The following is a 15,513-nucleotide window of genomic DNA, read 5'->3' on the forward strand; positions in this document are numbered from 1 at the left end:
CGTCCGCGCACGTGACCCGTACGCCGGACCCGGGCGGGCATCCGGTCCGATGCCCGCCCGGTCGGAAGGTCACGCCTGAGCGGCCCCGATCGTCGTACGGCGGGCGGCCACCGCCGCCGCGAGGGTGGTGAGCACCGAGTCGGTGCGCTCCCAGCTCATGCAGGCGTCGGTGATCGACTGGCCGTAGACCAGCGGGCGGGTGGGGTCGAGATCCTGCCGGCCCTCGACCAGGAACGACTCCAGCATCACCCCGGTGATGCCCCGCTGGCCGGCCGCCAACTGCTCGGCGATGCTCTCCACCACCACCGGCTGCCGGCGGTGGTCCTTGCCGCTGTTGTCGTGGCTCGCGTCGACGACCAGCCGCTCCGGCAGACCGGCCGCCCGCAGCAGTGCCAACGATTCCCCGATCGACTCGGCGTCGTAGTTCGGGCCGCCGCGCCCACCACGCAGCACCAGGTGGCAGTCGGCGTTGCCCCGCGTGTGCAGGATCGCCGGCGTGCCCGACAGGTCGATGCCGGGGAAGACGTGCGGCACCCCGGCCGCCCGGATCGCGTCGACCGCGGTGCCGACGCTGCCGTCCGGGCGGTTCTTCATGCCGATCGGCATGGACAGCCCCGACGACAGTTGCCGGTGCACCTGGCTCTCCACCGTCCGGGCACCGATCGCGCCCCAGGCCACCGTGTCCGCGATGTACTGCGGGGTGATCGGGTCGAGGAACTCGCAGCCGACCGGCAGGCCGAGCCGCAGCACGTCGAGCAGCAGCGACCGGGCTTTACGCAGGCCGGTGTTGACGTCGCCGGAACCGTCCAGGCCGGGATCGTTGATCAGGCCCTTCCAGCCGACGGTGGAGCGGGGCTTCTCGAAGTAGACCCGCATCACGATCAGCAGGTCGTCGGCGAGCCGTCCGGCCGTCACCCGCAGCCGGTCGGCGTAGTCCAGGGCCGCGGCCGGATCGTGTACGGAGCACGGGCCGACGACGACCAGGAGGCGATCGTCGACCCGGTCGAGTACCCGGGCGACGGCTCGTCGACCGTCCAGTACGGCCGTGGTCAACGCGTCGTCGAGCGGCAGCTCGTGGTGCAGCAGGGCCGGGGTGGTCAGCGGTACGACGCGGTCGATGCGCTGGTCGGTGACCCGGGCGGTGCCGGTGCTGATCATCGTGGGTAGTCCCTCCGCCAGCCACCCGGGGCCGGTGTCCCGCGGTAGAGCCGGCTGCTCGTCGCATGCGAAAGGGCAGGGACGATGCCCCTGCCCTGGCCGGCTCTGGTGTGTGGTGACGTCAGGTCATAGCCGAGTCACCGGCACCAGGGCCGGCTGACCAAACCATCGATAGGAGCGCCACACGCGGCCAACCCTACCCGACCCGGGCCTGCCCGCCCCCCACCGTTCCGCGTCCTGGGACGCCCGCCCGGCGGCCGCGCGGCGCGGATCCCCGGCGCCCCCGCGGTCGCCCGCGTGGCGGACCGCCCGGCGGGGTATGGAAGGTCGGTATGAGTGCAGAGACCACCGAACGGGACCCGGACCGGGAACGGGCCGAATCGCGAGCGCTCCGCCTGCTTCCCGAGGAACTGGCGGCCGGCAGCGACGACGCGCGGGCCCAGGCGACGGCCATCCTGGCCGAGTCCGACCGGCGTACGGCGGATCCGGGGGCCGCGCCCGACACGATCCTGGAACGGCGTACCTCCGAACAGACCGTGACCGAGCCGCCGGACTGACCGCATCCCCGGACTGACCGTAGCGCCGGCTCAGCCCAGCGGGAACTCGTCGAAGAGCACCACCGCCGAGTCGGGTTCCCTGGTGTCGAACCGGTACGACCGTACGACGCCGGCCGCCGAGTCGAGGATCGAGAACGCGGTCACGTCGTTGCTGGCGACGTACGGCAGCGGCCGGCCCGAGGCGTCGGTGAGCGGGGCGACGGTCGGGAGCACCGGCGCCAGCCCGCCCGGATCGCCCTGCAGCGGGTAGCCGTCCGGGGCGTCGCGCAGGCGGCCGGAGGTCACGTCGTACGCGCCGTAGCTGTTGCCGACGTTCGACGTCTCCAGCCAGTTGACCCCGGCCGGGGTGCGGAACCGGTTCCAGATGTGCGAGTGGCCGTTGAGCACCAGGTTGACCCCGGCGGCGTCGAACAGCGGCGCCAGGTCGCGCAGGATGTGGTCCGCCTCGAGCGGGTAGTCGTACCGCACCTCGGTGACCTCGCCGGTCACCTCGTCCCGGACCACCGTCCGTACCGGGTCGGTGTACGCCGGCACCGAGTGCGTGCCCAGCCCGTGCGCCGGATGGTGGAACATCACCACCCGGTAGCGGGCCGCCCGCGCCGGGCCGCCCGCCAGCTCCCGCTCCAGCCAGGCGAACTGCGCCGACCCGCGCCGGACCGGTTCGAAGAGGAACTGGCCGCCGCCCCAGCGTTCCGGTGTCGCCAGCCGGTCGGTCGGCTCCCGGTAGCGGCCCTCGCCGCCGTACCCGCCGTTCGGCCGCCAGACCAGGGTGGCGAAGACCGAGGCGACCCAGACGTCGCCGATCGTGCGCGACCACCAGCGCGGCCCGCCCTCCGGGCTCGCCGGCAGCGGAAAAAGCTCCGAGTACGTCGTCACGTCCCAGTCGTCCGGTGCCGGATCGTTGAACTGCTCCCCCAGCGTGGTGGCGTCCGACCAGCGGCCCATCACGTCGTGGTTGCCCGGCGTGGGATAGATCGGGGTGTGCTGGAGGATCGGCGCACCCCGGTAGAGGCGGCCGGCGAGCCGGTGCTCGGCCCGCCCGCCGAACGCAGCGAAGAAGGCCCGCCCGGTGCCGCTGTCGAACCACTCGCTGGCCCGGTCCGGCACGTTGACCATGTCGCCGGCCATCAGCACCCCGTCCAGTTCCACCCCGGCGGTCTCGGCGACCTTCTCCAGGTTGGCGGGGACCATCCGCTTGAGCTGGTGGTCGCTGCTCAGCAGCAGGCGTACCGGCTGGTCCGGGCCGGCGACCGGGGCGAGCCGGTAGGTGGCGGTGACCGTGGCCCGGCCGACCCGGCCGGCGGCGACCACCCGGTACGGCGTACGGCCCGGCGGCAGTTCGGTGACGGTGGCCAGGTGGCGGTAGACGGGCCGGCGCCGGACCCGGTGGTAGTGCCGGCCGGGCACCCGGGAGTCGGTGTCCTCCCGCATCCGGCTCAGCGCGGTGGTGACCGCCACGACCCGCCGCCAGCCCGGGCCGTCCGCCTCCGGTCCGGTCGCCGCGGCCAGCGCCGCCGCCTCGGACAAGCCGGACACACCCGGTCCGACCAGTACCACCTGGACGGGCCCCGGCGACTCGGTGTGCCACACCACATGCGCCCGGTCCGGCCCCGGATCCAGCAGATACGGCGTACACAGAAGATCCACGCGGCCATTATCGGGCCAGCCGTGCCACCCTGCCCGACCGTGATCGGATAGCGTCGGCCCATGTCTGTGACCGGTTATCCGTGGCCGATCGAGACCACCCGCCTCGACAACGGGCTCCGGGTGGTCGTCAGCGTGGACCGCAGCGCCCCCGTCGTGGCGGTCAACCTCTGGTACGACGTGGGGTCCAGGCACGAGCCCGACGGGCAGACCGGATTCGCCCACCTCTTCGAGCACCTGATGTTCGAGGGATCGGTCAACGTGGCCAAGACCGAGCACATGAAACTGATCCAGGGCTCCGGCGGGTCGCTGAACGCCAGCACCAACCCCGACCGCACCAACTACTTCGACACCGTTCCGGCCGAGCACCTCGCGCTCGCGATGTGGCTGGAGGCCGACCGGATGGGTGGCCTGGTGCCGGCGCTGACCCAGGAGACGCTGGACAACCAGCGCGAGGTGGTCAAGAACGAGCGCCGGCAGCGCTACGAGAACGTGCCGTACGGCGACGCCTGGCTGCGCCTGCTCCCGCTGCTCTACCCACCGGGACACCCGTACCATCACCCGACGATCGGGTCGATGGACGACCTCAACGCCGCCGACCTGCCGACGTTCCAGGCGTTCCACACCACCTACTACGCGCCGAACAACGCGGTGCTGACCGTCGTCGGCGACACCTCGGCCGACGAGGTGTTCTCCCTCGCCGAGCGCTACTTCGGGGCGCTGGAGGCACGCCGCGACATCCCCGCCGCGCCCGACGGGCGCCAGGTGCCGGCCACCGGCACCCCGGTCCGCGAGACCGTCCGCGCCTCGGTGCCGGCGCCCCGGATCTACCTGAGCCACCGCACCCACCCGTTCGGCAGCCCCGGATACGACGCCCTCACCGTGCTGGCCGCCGTCCTCGGCAGCGGCCGGGGCAGCCGGCTCTACCAGCGGCTCGCCGACGGCGCCCGGATCGCCCAGCCGGACAACATCGCCGCGTACGGCGTCGATCTGGCGCACGCCCCCGCGCCGCTGATCGTGACCGCGACCGCCCGGCCCGGCGTGACCGTCGAGGAGCTGGAGGCCGGGCTCGTCGAACTGCTCGACGAGGTCGCCGCCGGCGGGGTGACCGAAGCCGAACTCGACCGGGCCAAGGCGCTGCTCACCACGAGCTGGTGGCGCGGGCTGGCCCGGGTCGACGGCCGCGCCGACCTGCTCAGCCGCTACGCCACCCAGTTCGGCGACCCGGCCCGCGCCGCCGACCGGCTGCCGAACTGGCTCGCCGTCACCACCGACCGGGTGGCCGAGGTCGCCGCCGAGGTGCTGCGCCCGCAGGACCGGGTCACCCTGACGTATCTGCCCGAGGAGGAGAGCGCGTGACGCTCATCAGCGAACGCCCGGCGCCGGGCGAGCCGCGGTCGTACCGCTTCCCACCGGTCGTCCGGCGGGCCGTGGCCGGCGGCGAGGTCGTCGCCGCGCACCTGCCCGGCCAGAGCCTGGCCGTCGCCACGCTGCTGCTCGACGCCGGTGCCGGCCGCGAACCACTGGGCCGCGAGGGGCTGGCCGGGGTGGTCGCCAAGGCCCTGGAGGAGGGCACCATCGACCGGGACGCCGCCGCCTACGCGCTGGCCCTGGAGGGGCTCGGCACCGAGCTGTCGACCAGCGTCGACTGGGACTCGTTCCGGACCACCGTCCAGGTGCCGGTCGACCGCCTCGCGCCGGCCGTCACCCTGCTCGCCGAGGCGGTCCGTACGCCCCGGCTCGACCCCGCCGACGTCGAGCGGGTACGCGACGACGAGGTCACCTCGCTGCGGATGTACTGGGCCAACCCCGGCCCCCGGGCCGACGCCGCCCTGCGGGCCGACCTGTTCGGTGCCGAGGTCCGGCACGGCCGCCCCATGGACGGCGACCCGGAGTCGGTCGCCGCGCTGACCGTCGACGACATCACCGGCTTCCACGCCGGCTGGCTGCGCCGGCCCGGCACCCTGCTCGTCGCCGGTGACCTGGACCGGATCGACCTCGACGCGCTGGCCGCGGCGGCGTTCGCCGGCACCGGCGGCGACCCGGTCGAGGCCGGCGCCCCGATCGACGTCCAGGTACGCACCCAGCGGCGGATCATCCTGGTCGACCGGCCCGGGTCGGTGCAGTCGTCGCTGCGGCTCGGCCACACCGCCCCGCCCCGCTCGCACCCCGACTACGTGCCGACGCAGCTCGCCGGCACCGTGCTCGGCGGCGCCTTCACCTCCCGGCTCAACCACCTCATCCGCGAGGTGCGCGGCTACACGTACGGCATCCGGGCGGACTTCGGGATGTCGCGCCGGTTCGGCCGCTTCACCGTCAGCTCGAGCGTGCAGACCGCGGTCACCGCACCCGCCCTGGTCGAGGCGGTCGGCGAGATCGCCCGTACGCAGGCCGACGGGGTCACCGAGGAGGAGCTGGCGGTCGCCCGGTCGTGGCGGGCCGGGCAGCTCTCGGTCGAGCTGCAGACCCCGGCGGCGATCGCGTCGGCGCTGGCCACCCTGGTCGTGTACGGCCTGCCCGACGACTACCACGCGCACCTGCGCGAGGCGATGCTGTCGGCGCCGCTGGACGTGGTGTCGGCCGCCGCCGCGGCACACCTGCACCCGCACGGGCTGACCCTCGTGGTCGAGGGCGACGTCGCCCTCATCCGCGACGAACTGGTCGCCTCCGGCCTCGGCGAGGTCGTCGACGACGGTCCGAGGTGATGGGAAAGACCTTGCCGTATCCGTGGGCGGGGTGGGTAGCCTCGCCTGCATGAGGATCGGCATTGTGGGAGCCACCGGCCAGGTCGGTGGCGTCATGCTGGGGATACTCGCCGAACGGCGGTTCCCGGTGACGGAGTTGCGGTTGTTCGCGTCGGCCCGGTCGGCGGGGCGTACCCTGCCGTGGCAGGACGGCGAGATCACGGTCGAGGACGCGGAGACCGCCGACTACGGCGGCCTGGACATCGTGCTCTTCTCCGCCGGCAAGGGCACGTCGAAGCAGCTCGCCCCGAAGGTCGTCGCGGCCGGCGCGGTCGTGATCGACAACTCCTCGGCGTGGCGGATGGACCCCGAGGTGCCGCTGGTCGTCGCCGAGGTCAACCCGCACGCCGCCGACGACCGCCCCAGGGGGATCATCGCCAACCCCAACTGCACCACGATGGCGGCGATGCCGATCCTGCGCCCGCTGCACGACGAGGCCGGCCTGGTCAGCCTGGTCGTCGCCACCTACCAGGCGGTCTCCGGGGCCGGCCTGGCCGGGGTCGCCGAACTGGACGAGCAGGTACGCAAGGTCAGTGACCGGGCCACCGAGCTGACCTTCGACGGATCGGCGGCCGAGTTCCCGGCGCCGCGCTCGTTCGCCCGCCCGATCGCCTACAACGTGCTGCCGCTGGCCGGCTCGATCGTCGACGACGGCTCCGAGGAGACCGACGAGGAGCAGAAGCTCCGCAACGAGAGCCGCAAGATCCTCGAGATCCCCGACCTGTTGGTGTCCGGCACCTGCGTCCGCGTACCCGTCTTCACCGGCCACTCGTTGCAGGTCAACGCCCGGTTCGCCCGGCCGCTCACCCCGGCCCGGGCCCGCGAGCTGCTCGCCGACGCCCCCGGGGTCGAGCTGTCCGACGTACCGACGCCGCTCGCGGCGGCCGGCCAGGACCCGACGTACGTGGGCCGGTTCCGGGTCGACGAGACCGTCGACAACGGGCTGTCGTTCTTCTGCTCCAACGACAACCTGCGCAAGGGTGCGGCGCTCAACGCCGTACAGATCGCCGAGCTGCTGGCCGCGCGCAGTGCCGGCTGACCGCGAGGCGGGCCTGCTTTCGGTCGTGGGCGGGCACCGGCTCGGGGTGCTCGCCACGATCCAGCCCGACGGGCGACCCCATCTGTCGAACATCATCTACGCGTTCGACCCGGTGGAGCGGCTGGTCCGGGTGTCGCTGACCGACGGCCGGGTCAAGACCCGCAACCTGCGCCGCGACCCCCGCGCGACGCTGCACGTCAACACCACCGAGGGCTGGGTCTGGGCGGCGGCCGAGGGCGTCGCCGAACTGACCCCGGTCGCGACCGACCCGGCCGACGCCACGGTGGAGGAACTGGTCGACCTCTACCGGTCGATCGAGGGCGAGCACCCGGACTGGGACGACTACCGCCGGGCCATGGTCGCCGACCGCCGCCTCGTGCTGCGCCTGCGGGTAGACCGCCTCTACGGCCAGCCGCCGGCCTGATGGTCGAGGTCCGGCGGGCGGTGGTCGACGACGCCGCGGAGCTGGTCCGGCTCCGCGGCCTGATGCTGCGGGCCATGGGGATCGGTGACCCGGGGGCCGAGGACTGGCAGCCGGTCGCGCTGCGGTCGCTGCGTGACCGGCTGGCGGAGCCGGACGGCTCGCTGGTCGCTTTCGTGGTCGACCAGCCGGCCGCCCCTGACGACCAGCCCGTCGACCCCGCCGGGTCGACCGGCCCGCCGCGGTTGGCGGCCTGCGTGGTGGGGGTGGTCGAGCGCCGGCTCGGCACCCCCGACAATCCCAGTGGCGAGATCGGGTACGTCTTCAACGTGTCGACCGACCCCGGCTACCGCCGGCGCGGCTACTCCAGAGCGTTGATGGCGGCGTTGCTCGACTGGTATCGGGAGCGCGGCATCATGGTCGTCGATCTGGTGGCGACCGGGGACGGCGTGCCGCTCTACCGCTCGATGGGCTTCGAGCCGTCGGCGATGCCGCTGATGCACCTGACGCTCCCGATCGACCCGGCCGGGGTGCGGAGCTAGCTGGACGTAGAACGTTTGTTGTCGCGGGGGCGACAACAAACGTTCTACATCCGCTCGACGGGACGGCCGGCGGGCCGGGCCCGTTTCAGCCCTTCAGGCCGGTGTGGGCGAGGCCCTCGACGAACTGCTTCTGGGCGATCACGAACACCGCCAGCACCGGCAGCGCGGTCAGCGAGGCGGCCGCCAGCTGGATGTTCCACATCGGACCGCCGTACGCGTCGACGAACTGGGTCAGCGCCTGCGGCAGGGTGAACTTCTCCGGAGTGGACAGGAACACGATCGGTTCCAGGTAGAGGTTCCAGCTGTGCAGGAACGTGAAGATCGCCACCGCGCCGAGGGCCGGCCGGGCCAGCGGCAGCGCGATCCGCCAGAAGGTGGCGAGCCGGCCGAGCCCGTCGACCCGGGCCGCCTCCTCCAGTTCGCCGGGCAGGGCGATGAAGAACTGCCGCATGATGAACGTCGCCAGCACGCTCGGCGCGCCGAAGATCGGCACCAGGATCAGCGGCCAGTGGGTGTCGACCCAGCCCAGCGTGTTGAACATCTGGAAGAGCGGGACGATGGTGACCTCGCTCGGGATGAGCAGCCCGAGCAGGACGACGAGGAACAGCGCGTTCTGCCCGCGGAACCGGATGCGGGCGAAGGCGTACCCGGCCAGGGCCGACACCGCGAGCGTGCCGAGCGTGACGACGGCGGCGATGTAGGCGCTGTTGAAGTACTGCTGGGCGAACGGCTGCAGTTCGAAGACCTGCCGGTACGCGTCGACCTGTGGGTTCGCCGGCAGCAGGCTCGGCGGCCAGGAGAAGATGTCGCTGATCGGCTTGAACGACGAGGTGACCATCCACCAGGTCGGGAAGACGAACGGGACGGCGAGGACGAGCAGCGCGCCGTACAGGCCGAGCTTGGCGCGGCGGGACACCCTACTGCTCATGGAACACCCACCTCTTGCGCATCTGCCACTGGACGACGGTGAGGACCAGCACGATCCCGAAGAGCAGTACGGACAGCGTGGCGCCGTACCCGAAGTGGTGGAACTGGAACGCCTGCTGGTAGAGGTAGTAGACGAGCACGGTGGTGGACGTCCCCGGCCCGCCCTGGGTGAGCACGGCGATCTGGGCGAAGACCTGGAGCGAGCCGACCACGGTGATGATCGAGGTGAGCAGGATCGTCGGGCTGATCAGCGGAACGGTGATCTTGCGGAACTGGGTCCACCGGCCGGCGCCCTCGACCCGCGCCGCCTCGTAGAGTTCGGCCGGCACGCCCTGCAGGGCGGCCAGGAAGAGCACCATGTTGAGGCCGACGTTCTTCAGCACCTGCACCACGACGACCGACAACATCGCGGTCGCCTCGCCGCGCAGCCAGTTGGGGCCGTCGACGCCGATCGTGTCCAGCAGGCCGTTGATGCCGCCGTTGTCCTGGAGCAGGAAGCCCCAGACGATCGTCCAGGCGACCAGCGACACCACGACCGGCGAGAAGAACAGGGTGCGGAAGACGACGGTGCCGCGCAGCTTCTGGTTGAGCAGCACCGCGAGCAGCAGGGCCAGACTGAGGTTGAGGACGACCAGGCCGAGCGAGAAGAGCCCGGTCGCGCCGAGCACCGACGGCAGGTTGGGGTCGTCGGCCAGCGCCCGGTAGTTCTCCGCGCCGACGAAGTCGAAGGTGTCGGCGAGCACGTTCCACTCGTGCAGGCTGTAGTAGACGACCAGCCCGAGCGGCAGCAGCACGAAGATGATGCTGCCCAGCAGTTGCGGGCTGACGAACAGCAGCCCGGCGAGCTGGTCCCGGCGCCGGGTGGTCCACCAGGACCGGCGGGGCGGGTCGGCGGGCTTGGCGGCCGGCGGGGTGGACCGGGCGTGGGCCCGGTCCACCACCTGCGTCGTACGCGACATCAGCGGTCCAGCAGCGGCTTGATCTGGGTGCAGACGCCGGTGAGTACGGTCCGTACGTCGGCGCCGGGCTGCCACAGCGGGTCGAGCGCGGCCCGCACCGCCTGGCTGATCTCGGCCTGCCCGGTGTGGCTCGGCTTCACCACACCGGAGGAGATGCCGTCGATGACCACGCTCTGCAGCTGTTCCGGCTTCAGCAGCGGGTTGGTCTTGGCCAGGGTCTCGGCGGTGAGCTGCGACTGGCGCGGCGGCGGGAAGAACTGCGCGAGCTTCGCCGAGTTGGTCGGGTTGGTCAGGAAGGCCAGGAAGTCCGCGGCCACCTTCGCGTTGTCGCCCTTGCGCAGTACGCCCATGCCGCCCTGGCCGATCACGGCGTAGTCGCCGTTCGGGCCGGCCGGCAGCGGCACCAGGTCCCAGCCGAACTTCTGGTCGGCCAGCAGCGACGCCCGGGAGATCTGGGTGATCGTCATGCCGGCGTCACCGGCGAAGAAGTCGGCCGTGGTGCCGGGGGCCGGCAGCGCCTTGTCGGTGAAGATCGCCTTGTGCAGGAACGTCATCGCGTCGACCATCGGCTGCTGGTCGAAGCCGCAGGTCTTGCCGTCCTCGCTCCACGCCTGGGCACCCCATCCGGTCCACACTGTGGACAGGTTGTCCCAGCCCTTGTAGTCGAAGTCGCGGATGACGAGCCCGGCCTTGCCGGTCTCGGCGTTGACCGCCGAGGCGGCCGCGACCGCCGTGTCCCAGGTCCACCGGCCGGCCGCGATCAGCTCGGCCGGCGTCTCCCGGCCGGCCTTCTCGAAGAGGTCGGTGTTGACGAAGACCCCGAACGGCGAGGTCGAGAACGGGTACGCGTACAGCTTGCCCTCGTCCTGCCACAGCTTCGTGGCGGCCGGGGTCAGCTCGTCGAAGGCGTACCCGTCGGTGCCCTTGAGGGTGTCGTCGAGCGCGACCAGGGCACCCGACGAGACGAAGTCCGGCGCCGAGTTCTCGAAGATCCAGGCCAGGTCGGGCGGGTTGCCGCCGGCGATCTGGGTGGTGAGGGTGGTGGTGTAGTTCTCGAACGGGATCGGATCGAACTTGATCTCGGTGACGTTCGGGTTCGCCTTCTTGTATTCCTCGGCGATCTCGTTGAACAGCGCGAGGTGCGCCTCGTTCGCCGACCAGGTCGTCATGCGCAGCGACACCGGTCCGTCGCTGTCGCCGGCGTCGCCGCCGCCGCATGCCGTCAGGCCCAGCAGCGCGGCCAGTGTCACCGCCGCCGTCAATCTGGCTCTCATCAAACCCTCCCTCAGTAGCCGGCGATGTCGGGCCAGTGCAGCTCGACGCCCTCGCCGACGAGGCGATTCTGGAAATCGGCCAGCAGGCCGGGAGTGTCACGTACCGCCCGGGGGACGACCCCGCGCTCCAGACAGAAGTCCGCGAGCATGCCGGCGACCTCGCCGACGTTCCACTCGACGGGGTGCAGGCGGTACGAACCGTTGGTGATGTGGGTGGTGCCGATGTTCTTTCCGGCGGGCAGGAGGTTGTCCATGCGCCGGGGGATCAGTGCGCCCAACGGGATCTGGAAGGGGCACGAGGCGACGTCGACGTAGTTGTCGCCGCCGGTCGACGGGTGCAGGTCGATGCGGTACATGCCGACGCCGACCGAGTCGGGGTAGATGGCCGCGCCCTTGTCGCCGCGTACGTCCAGCGACAGGTCCTGCTCGACCACGGTGTATTCGGCGCGGATCCGGCGCGACTCGCGGATGTACGGCGCCTGGGCGAGCCCGTCCGCGCTGCCGGTGACGTCGCCGCGCAGCCGCAGGCCGGGGAAGCCGGTGCCGCCGTCGGTGCGCGGCGCCTCGGTCTGCAGCCAGTAGAGCACCGACCGGGACAGTTCCCGCGCCGCCGCGAAGTGGTGCTCCGGATCCGGTACGTCGATCACCGGGCTCTCGAAGTAGTCGATCATCGGCCAGTTGACCAGGCAGATGTCGCTGTCGTACGCCCCCTCGCGGAACAGTCGGCGGGCCGCGATCCGCCGGAACGTCCACAGGTTGCCGTCGCCGGGGTTGCGGCGCTGGTCGGCGTCGACCAGCAGCGGGTCGTCGTCGGGATTCGGGGTGAAACTCCGCTCGGAGATCTCCAGCGTGCGTGGGTTGGGAGAGCGGAACGACAGCATCCGGTCGCCCCAGAACGCCGGCTGGTAGTCCCGCCAGAACGAGTAGCGTTCCGGCCGGTCGATGGTGTGGTCGCCGTCGACGTGGTCGACCGCGAAGCACACCGACATCGCCTGCATGTTGGCCGGCTGCGCCACGTCCGGCGCGCTCGGCTCACCGGTGTCGGCCCGCGACTCGAACCCGGTGACGTACTCGGTGCCGGTCATCGGCAGCAGCTCACCGGTCTCGGTCGCGTCCAGGACGTACCCGGCCGTCACCACGATCTCGTCGGCGCCGTCGCGGTGCGCGACCGTCACCGCGGTGACCCGGTCGCCGTCGACGGCGGCGGACACCGGCCGGTACGGCTGCAACACCCGCAGCCGCCCGGATCCCCGGTACGGCGCCAGCATCGACTCCAGGACGGCGACCGCCACCCGTGGCTCGTGGCAGAGCCGGCTGACGTGGCCGGCGCCCGGGTTCAGGTCCCGCCACGCGCGCGCCCGGTCGGTGAGCGGGTAGTAGCGGCGGTAGTAGTCGCGGATACCGTCCCGCAGCGCCCGGTAGCTCGCGGTGATGCCGAAGCGTTCCACCCAGCTGTGCTCGTCCGGTGGCACGGCCTGGCTGGTGAGCTGGCCGCCGAGCCAGTCGAACTCCTCGGTCAGCACCACCGAGCGCCCGGCGCGCAGGGCGCCCAACGCCGCCGCGACCCCGCCGAGACCTCCGCCGACGACCAGGATGTCGGCTCGCATCTCCCGCAACGTGCTTCCCTTCACTTGGTGGACCTTCCCGACCCGGCCGGCGGCGCCAGCGTGGCGCCGTCGACGGGTTCACAGGACAGCAATCTCTGGATCTCACTCCGCCCGGTCGGCTCGAGGAGGGTGGTGAGGACCTCGACGGCCTGCCAGCCCATCTGCCGGCGGGGAATCCGGAAGCCGGAGAAGTCGATGTCGGTCGGTGCCGGCCGGGTCGGGTCGCCCAGCGCGAGGATCGACAGGTCGCCGGGGATGGACAGGCCGCGCTCGCGGGCGAGGCCGGCGATGGCGGCCCCGTCGGCGTACTCCTCGACGAACGCGGCGGTCACCCCGGCGTCCAGCAGCGCGTCGAGCAGGTCGGCGGGGGAGCGGTCGGCCGTCGGCTCGTGCCGGGTGGTCACCCCGGTGGCGGCCACCGCGGCGGTGAAACCGCGTAGCCGGTCGGCGTGCGACTCCGGCGCCGGGCGCCGGTCCGGGCCGGTCGGGCCGTCGCCCTGTCCGACGTACGCCAGCCGGCGGTGCCCGACCCCGACCGCCCGGTGTACGAGGGCGGCCGTCGCGGCCGGATAGTCGGCGCCGACGTACGGCACCGGGCCGCCGGCGTCGTCGCGGCGGCCGACGGAGACGAACGGCAGTCCTTCGGCGACCAGCCGGGTCAGCTCGTGGTGGTCGAGCGACCGTCCGAGCAGGACACAGCCGTCGGCGAGCCGGAGCCGGTTGTCCTCGTGGAAGACCCGGCGCCGGCCGTCGACCACCGGGGCGCTGGTGAACAGCAGCAGGTCGCAGCCGAGCTGTTCGGCGCACTGCTCGATGCCGACCAGGAACGGGTGGTAGAAGTCGCCGGTGCCGGTCGGGAACACCGGCTCGTAGGTGAAGACGCCGATGATGCGGTTGTGCCGCGCGGCCAGCCGGCGGGCGATCGGGTCGGCGACGTAGCCGGTGCTGCGGATCGCCTGCAGCACGCGGTCGCGGGTCTCGGGCGCGATCCGTACGTCGGCGTCGGCTCGGCCGTTGAGCACGAGGGACACCGTGGCCTGGCTCACGCCGGTCATCCGCGCGATGTCCTGCTGCGTCACCCGTCTCCGCGATGCGGTCACGTTCCGTACCCGTCCGTTTCTCTGCTAATACGCATTAGTTACGTCGAGATGAAATCCTGCGGTCCCGGATCGTCGGCCGTCAAGCCCTCGGCGGCAACTTTTTCTCGGCGAACCTGCCTTGATAATTCGTATTAGCGTCTTGACGCCGCCATCGACGGGCGACGAAACTCAGCCATCACGAGCGGGTCCGGGATGGACGACCAGGTCACTGAGGGTGACGGTGGGTCGGCGTGCCCGCCTGCCCGCACCAGGCAAGTCCTTGATCGACGAGCGTCCCCTCACGATCGGAGGCACCACCATGGACCATCACCCCCGACCCGACGCCGGACCGGCCGTGCCGGACCCGGCCGGCGGCGCGGCCGTCCCGGGCGAGCGGTTCGCGCTCCGCCGCCGGGGCCTGCTGCGGGGTGCCGCGCTGCTCGGCTCCGCCGCCGCGGCCGGTGGCTTCGGCGGGCTGGCCGCGGCCGCCCCCGCCCACGCCGGGCCGGCGGGATTCCCCAACTACCGCTACGTCCGCGACGCGTTCGCCGGCCCGCTGCGCTACAACCCGACCGGCGAGATGATCTTCCCCTGTGTGCGTGGCGTCTACGACAAGATCAGTAACGCGCGCGGGCGGTACTACCTCTACTACGCGCCGCACGACGCGCCCGGCGGGATCTGCCTCGCCTATGCCGACCGGCTGGAGGGGCCCTACACCGAGTATCCGAACAACCCGATCATCAACCGGTTCCTGCAGGGAAAGGCGACGGTCAGCCACGTCTCGTCGCCGCACGTGGTCTGGAACGCCCCCACCCGCGAGTTCTACCTCTACTTCCACGGCGAGAACCACACGACCCGGGTCGCCCGCTCCCGCGACGGGATCAACTTCACGGACATCACCCCGATCCTGAGCACCCGGCTGGTGCCGAACACCACCGAGACCTCGTACGCCCGGGTCTTCGAACACTCCGTGGCCGGCAAGGGCAACCGGTACGTGATGCTCTTCATGGGCGCCCACACCATCCGGCCCGGCACCCGGAAGATCTTCTGGGGCTGGTCGCCCAACGGCTGGGACCAGTGGCAGTTCGCCCCCAACCCGCTGGTCTCGCCGGCCGGTGACGGGCTGACCGACATCGCCGCGCCCCACCTGCTCAAGCGCAACAACACGACGTACGTCGTCTACCACGGCAACGACGGCCGGATGCGGCTCACCGAGGTCGGCAACAACTTCGACCGCGAGGTGCACCTCGGCGTCTTCCACACCCCGATCGCCTCCGACAACGGCCGGGTCGCCTCACCCGCGTTCGGCACCGACGGCGGCGTGTCGTACATGATCTACGAGGCCGGCCCCCGCCTGGGCGCCCGCATCTGCGTCGCCCGCGCCGTCTAGCCCCACCGATCACGGTGATCAGGGACCGCGTCGCGCGTGTCGTCGGCGCGGCGCGGCTCCCGGTCCCTGATCACGCGGATCAAGACGCCGGCTCCGACCGTTTCCGCCCCGGCGGGTCGGGTAAGCGAGCGCCCGTACCCGCTGGTCCGCCGCGCGGACCCGCAGCGGATTG

The 15,513-nt window shown here is 72.0% G+C and carries 14 protein-coding genes; 7 read left to right on the forward strand and 7 right to left on the reverse strand.

Annotated features, from left to right (window positions below):
• Positions 1-69: 69 nt before the first annotated feature.
• On the reverse strand, positions 70-1,158 hold the full coding sequence (locus QCD66_RS06575; protein WP_364221619.1) for a 3-deoxy-7-phosphoheptulonate synthase: 1,089 nt from the start codon (positions 1,156-1,158) through the stop codon (positions 70-72).
• Positions 1,159-1,490: 332 nt separating this feature from the next.
• Here QCD66_RS06575 and QCD66_RS06580 point away from each other — a divergent pair, with 332 nt between their 5' ends.
• Positions 1,491-1,715 carry a hypothetical protein gene (locus QCD66_RS06580; RefSeq protein WP_357544250.1) on the forward strand — a complete coding sequence of 75 codons (225 nt, stop codon included), beginning with the start codon at positions 1,491-1,493 and terminating at the stop codon, positions 1,713-1,715.
• 30 nt (positions 1,716-1,745) lie between these two features.
• Here the strand turns inward: QCD66_RS06580 and QCD66_RS06585 are convergent, their stop codons facing one another.
• Positions 1,746-3,362 carry a metallophosphoesterase family protein gene (locus tag QCD66_RS06585; RefSeq protein ID WP_375734054.1) on the reverse strand — a complete coding sequence of 539 codons (1,617 nt, stop codon included), beginning with the start codon at positions 3,360-3,362 and terminating at the stop codon, positions 1,746-1,748.
• Positions 3,363-3,422: 60 nt separating this feature from the next.
• Here QCD66_RS06585 and QCD66_RS06590 point away from each other — a divergent pair, with 60 nt between their 5' ends.
• From QCD66_RS06590 to QCD66_RS06610, 5 genes are read left to right on the forward strand one after another with little or no spacing between them, the layout of a single operon-like run.
• Entirely contained in the window at positions 3,423-4,718 is a 1,296-nt protein-coding gene (locus QCD66_RS06590; RefSeq protein ID WP_364221610.1) for a pitrilysin family protein, read from the forward strand.
• Positions 4,715-6,064: a M16 family metallopeptidase gene (locus tag QCD66_RS06595; RefSeq protein WP_375734055.1), complete on the forward strand. Its 1,350-nt coding sequence runs from the start codon at positions 4,715-4,717 to the stop codon at positions 6,062-6,064. Before QCD66_RS06590 ends, QCD66_RS06595 begins: the two co-directional genes overlap by 4 nt.
• A gap of 49 nt (positions 6,065-6,113) precedes the next feature.
• On the forward strand, positions 6,114-7,142 hold the full coding sequence (locus QCD66_RS06600; RefSeq protein ID WP_375734056.1) for an aspartate-semialdehyde dehydrogenase: 1,029 nt from the start codon (positions 6,114-6,116) through the stop codon (positions 7,140-7,142).
• A complete protein-coding gene (locus QCD66_RS06605; RefSeq protein ID WP_364221601.1) occupies positions 7,132-7,566 on the forward strand; it encodes a PPOX class F420-dependent oxidoreductase in 435 nt (144 codons plus the stop codon). The genes QCD66_RS06600 and QCD66_RS06605 overlap by 11 nt, the downstream gene beginning before the upstream one ends.
• Complete coding sequence (locus QCD66_RS06610; protein WP_375734057.1) at positions 7,566-8,105, forward strand: GNAT family N-acetyltransferase; 540 nt, start codon at positions 7,566-7,568, stop codon at positions 8,103-8,105. Before QCD66_RS06605 ends, QCD66_RS06610 begins: the two co-directional genes overlap by 1 nt.
• 85 nt (positions 8,106-8,190) lie before the next feature.
• Here QCD66_RS06610 and QCD66_RS06615 read toward each other — a convergent pair whose 3' ends face one another.
• Genes QCD66_RS06615 through QCD66_RS06635 form a run of 5 tightly spaced genes read right to left on the reverse strand, consistent with a single transcriptional unit; the run spans position 8,191 to position 13,951 of the window.
• A complete protein-coding gene (locus QCD66_RS06615; RefSeq protein ID WP_375734058.1) occupies positions 8,191-9,033 on the reverse strand; it encodes a carbohydrate ABC transporter permease in 843 nt (280 codons plus the stop codon).
• Positions 9,023-9,991: a carbohydrate ABC transporter permease gene (locus QCD66_RS06620; RefSeq protein ID WP_407567039.1), complete on the reverse strand. Its 969-nt coding sequence runs from the start codon at positions 9,989-9,991 to the stop codon at positions 9,023-9,025. Before QCD66_RS06620 ends, QCD66_RS06615 begins: the two co-directional genes overlap by 11 nt.
• Positions 9,991-11,265, reverse strand: coding sequence for a sugar ABC transporter substrate-binding protein (locus QCD66_RS06625; protein WP_364221589.1), 1,275 nt, complete (start codon positions 11,263-11,265; stop codon positions 9,991-9,993). Before QCD66_RS06625 ends, QCD66_RS06620 begins: the two co-directional genes overlap by 1 nt.
• Positions 11,266-11,276: 11 nt before the next feature.
• On the reverse strand, positions 11,277-12,896 hold the full coding sequence (locus QCD66_RS06630) for an FAD-dependent oxidoreductase (RefSeq protein WP_364221586.1): 1,620 nt from the start codon (positions 12,894-12,896) through the stop codon (positions 11,277-11,279).
• Positions 12,893-13,951: a LacI family DNA-binding transcriptional regulator gene (locus QCD66_RS06635; RefSeq protein WP_364221583.1), complete on the reverse strand. Its 1,059-nt coding sequence runs from the start codon at positions 13,949-13,951 to the stop codon at positions 12,893-12,895. Before QCD66_RS06635 ends, QCD66_RS06630 begins: the two co-directional genes overlap by 4 nt.
• A gap of 319 nt (positions 13,952-14,270) precedes the next feature.
• On the opposite strand from QCD66_RS06635, the gene QCD66_RS06640 reads away from it, so the two are divergent.
• Positions 14,271-15,341 carry a hypothetical protein gene (locus tag QCD66_RS06640; RefSeq protein WP_357544395.1) on the forward strand — a complete coding sequence of 357 codons (1,071 nt, stop codon included), beginning with the start codon at positions 14,271-14,273 and terminating at the stop codon, positions 15,339-15,341.
• The last annotated feature ends 172 nt before the right edge of the window (positions 15,342-15,513 follow it).

Source organism: Polymorphospora sp. A560 (genome assembly GCF_045781765.1).
GTDB classification, from domain to species: Bacteria; Actinomycetota; Actinomycetes; order Mycobacteriales; family Micromonosporaceae; genus Polymorphospora; species Polymorphospora lycopeni.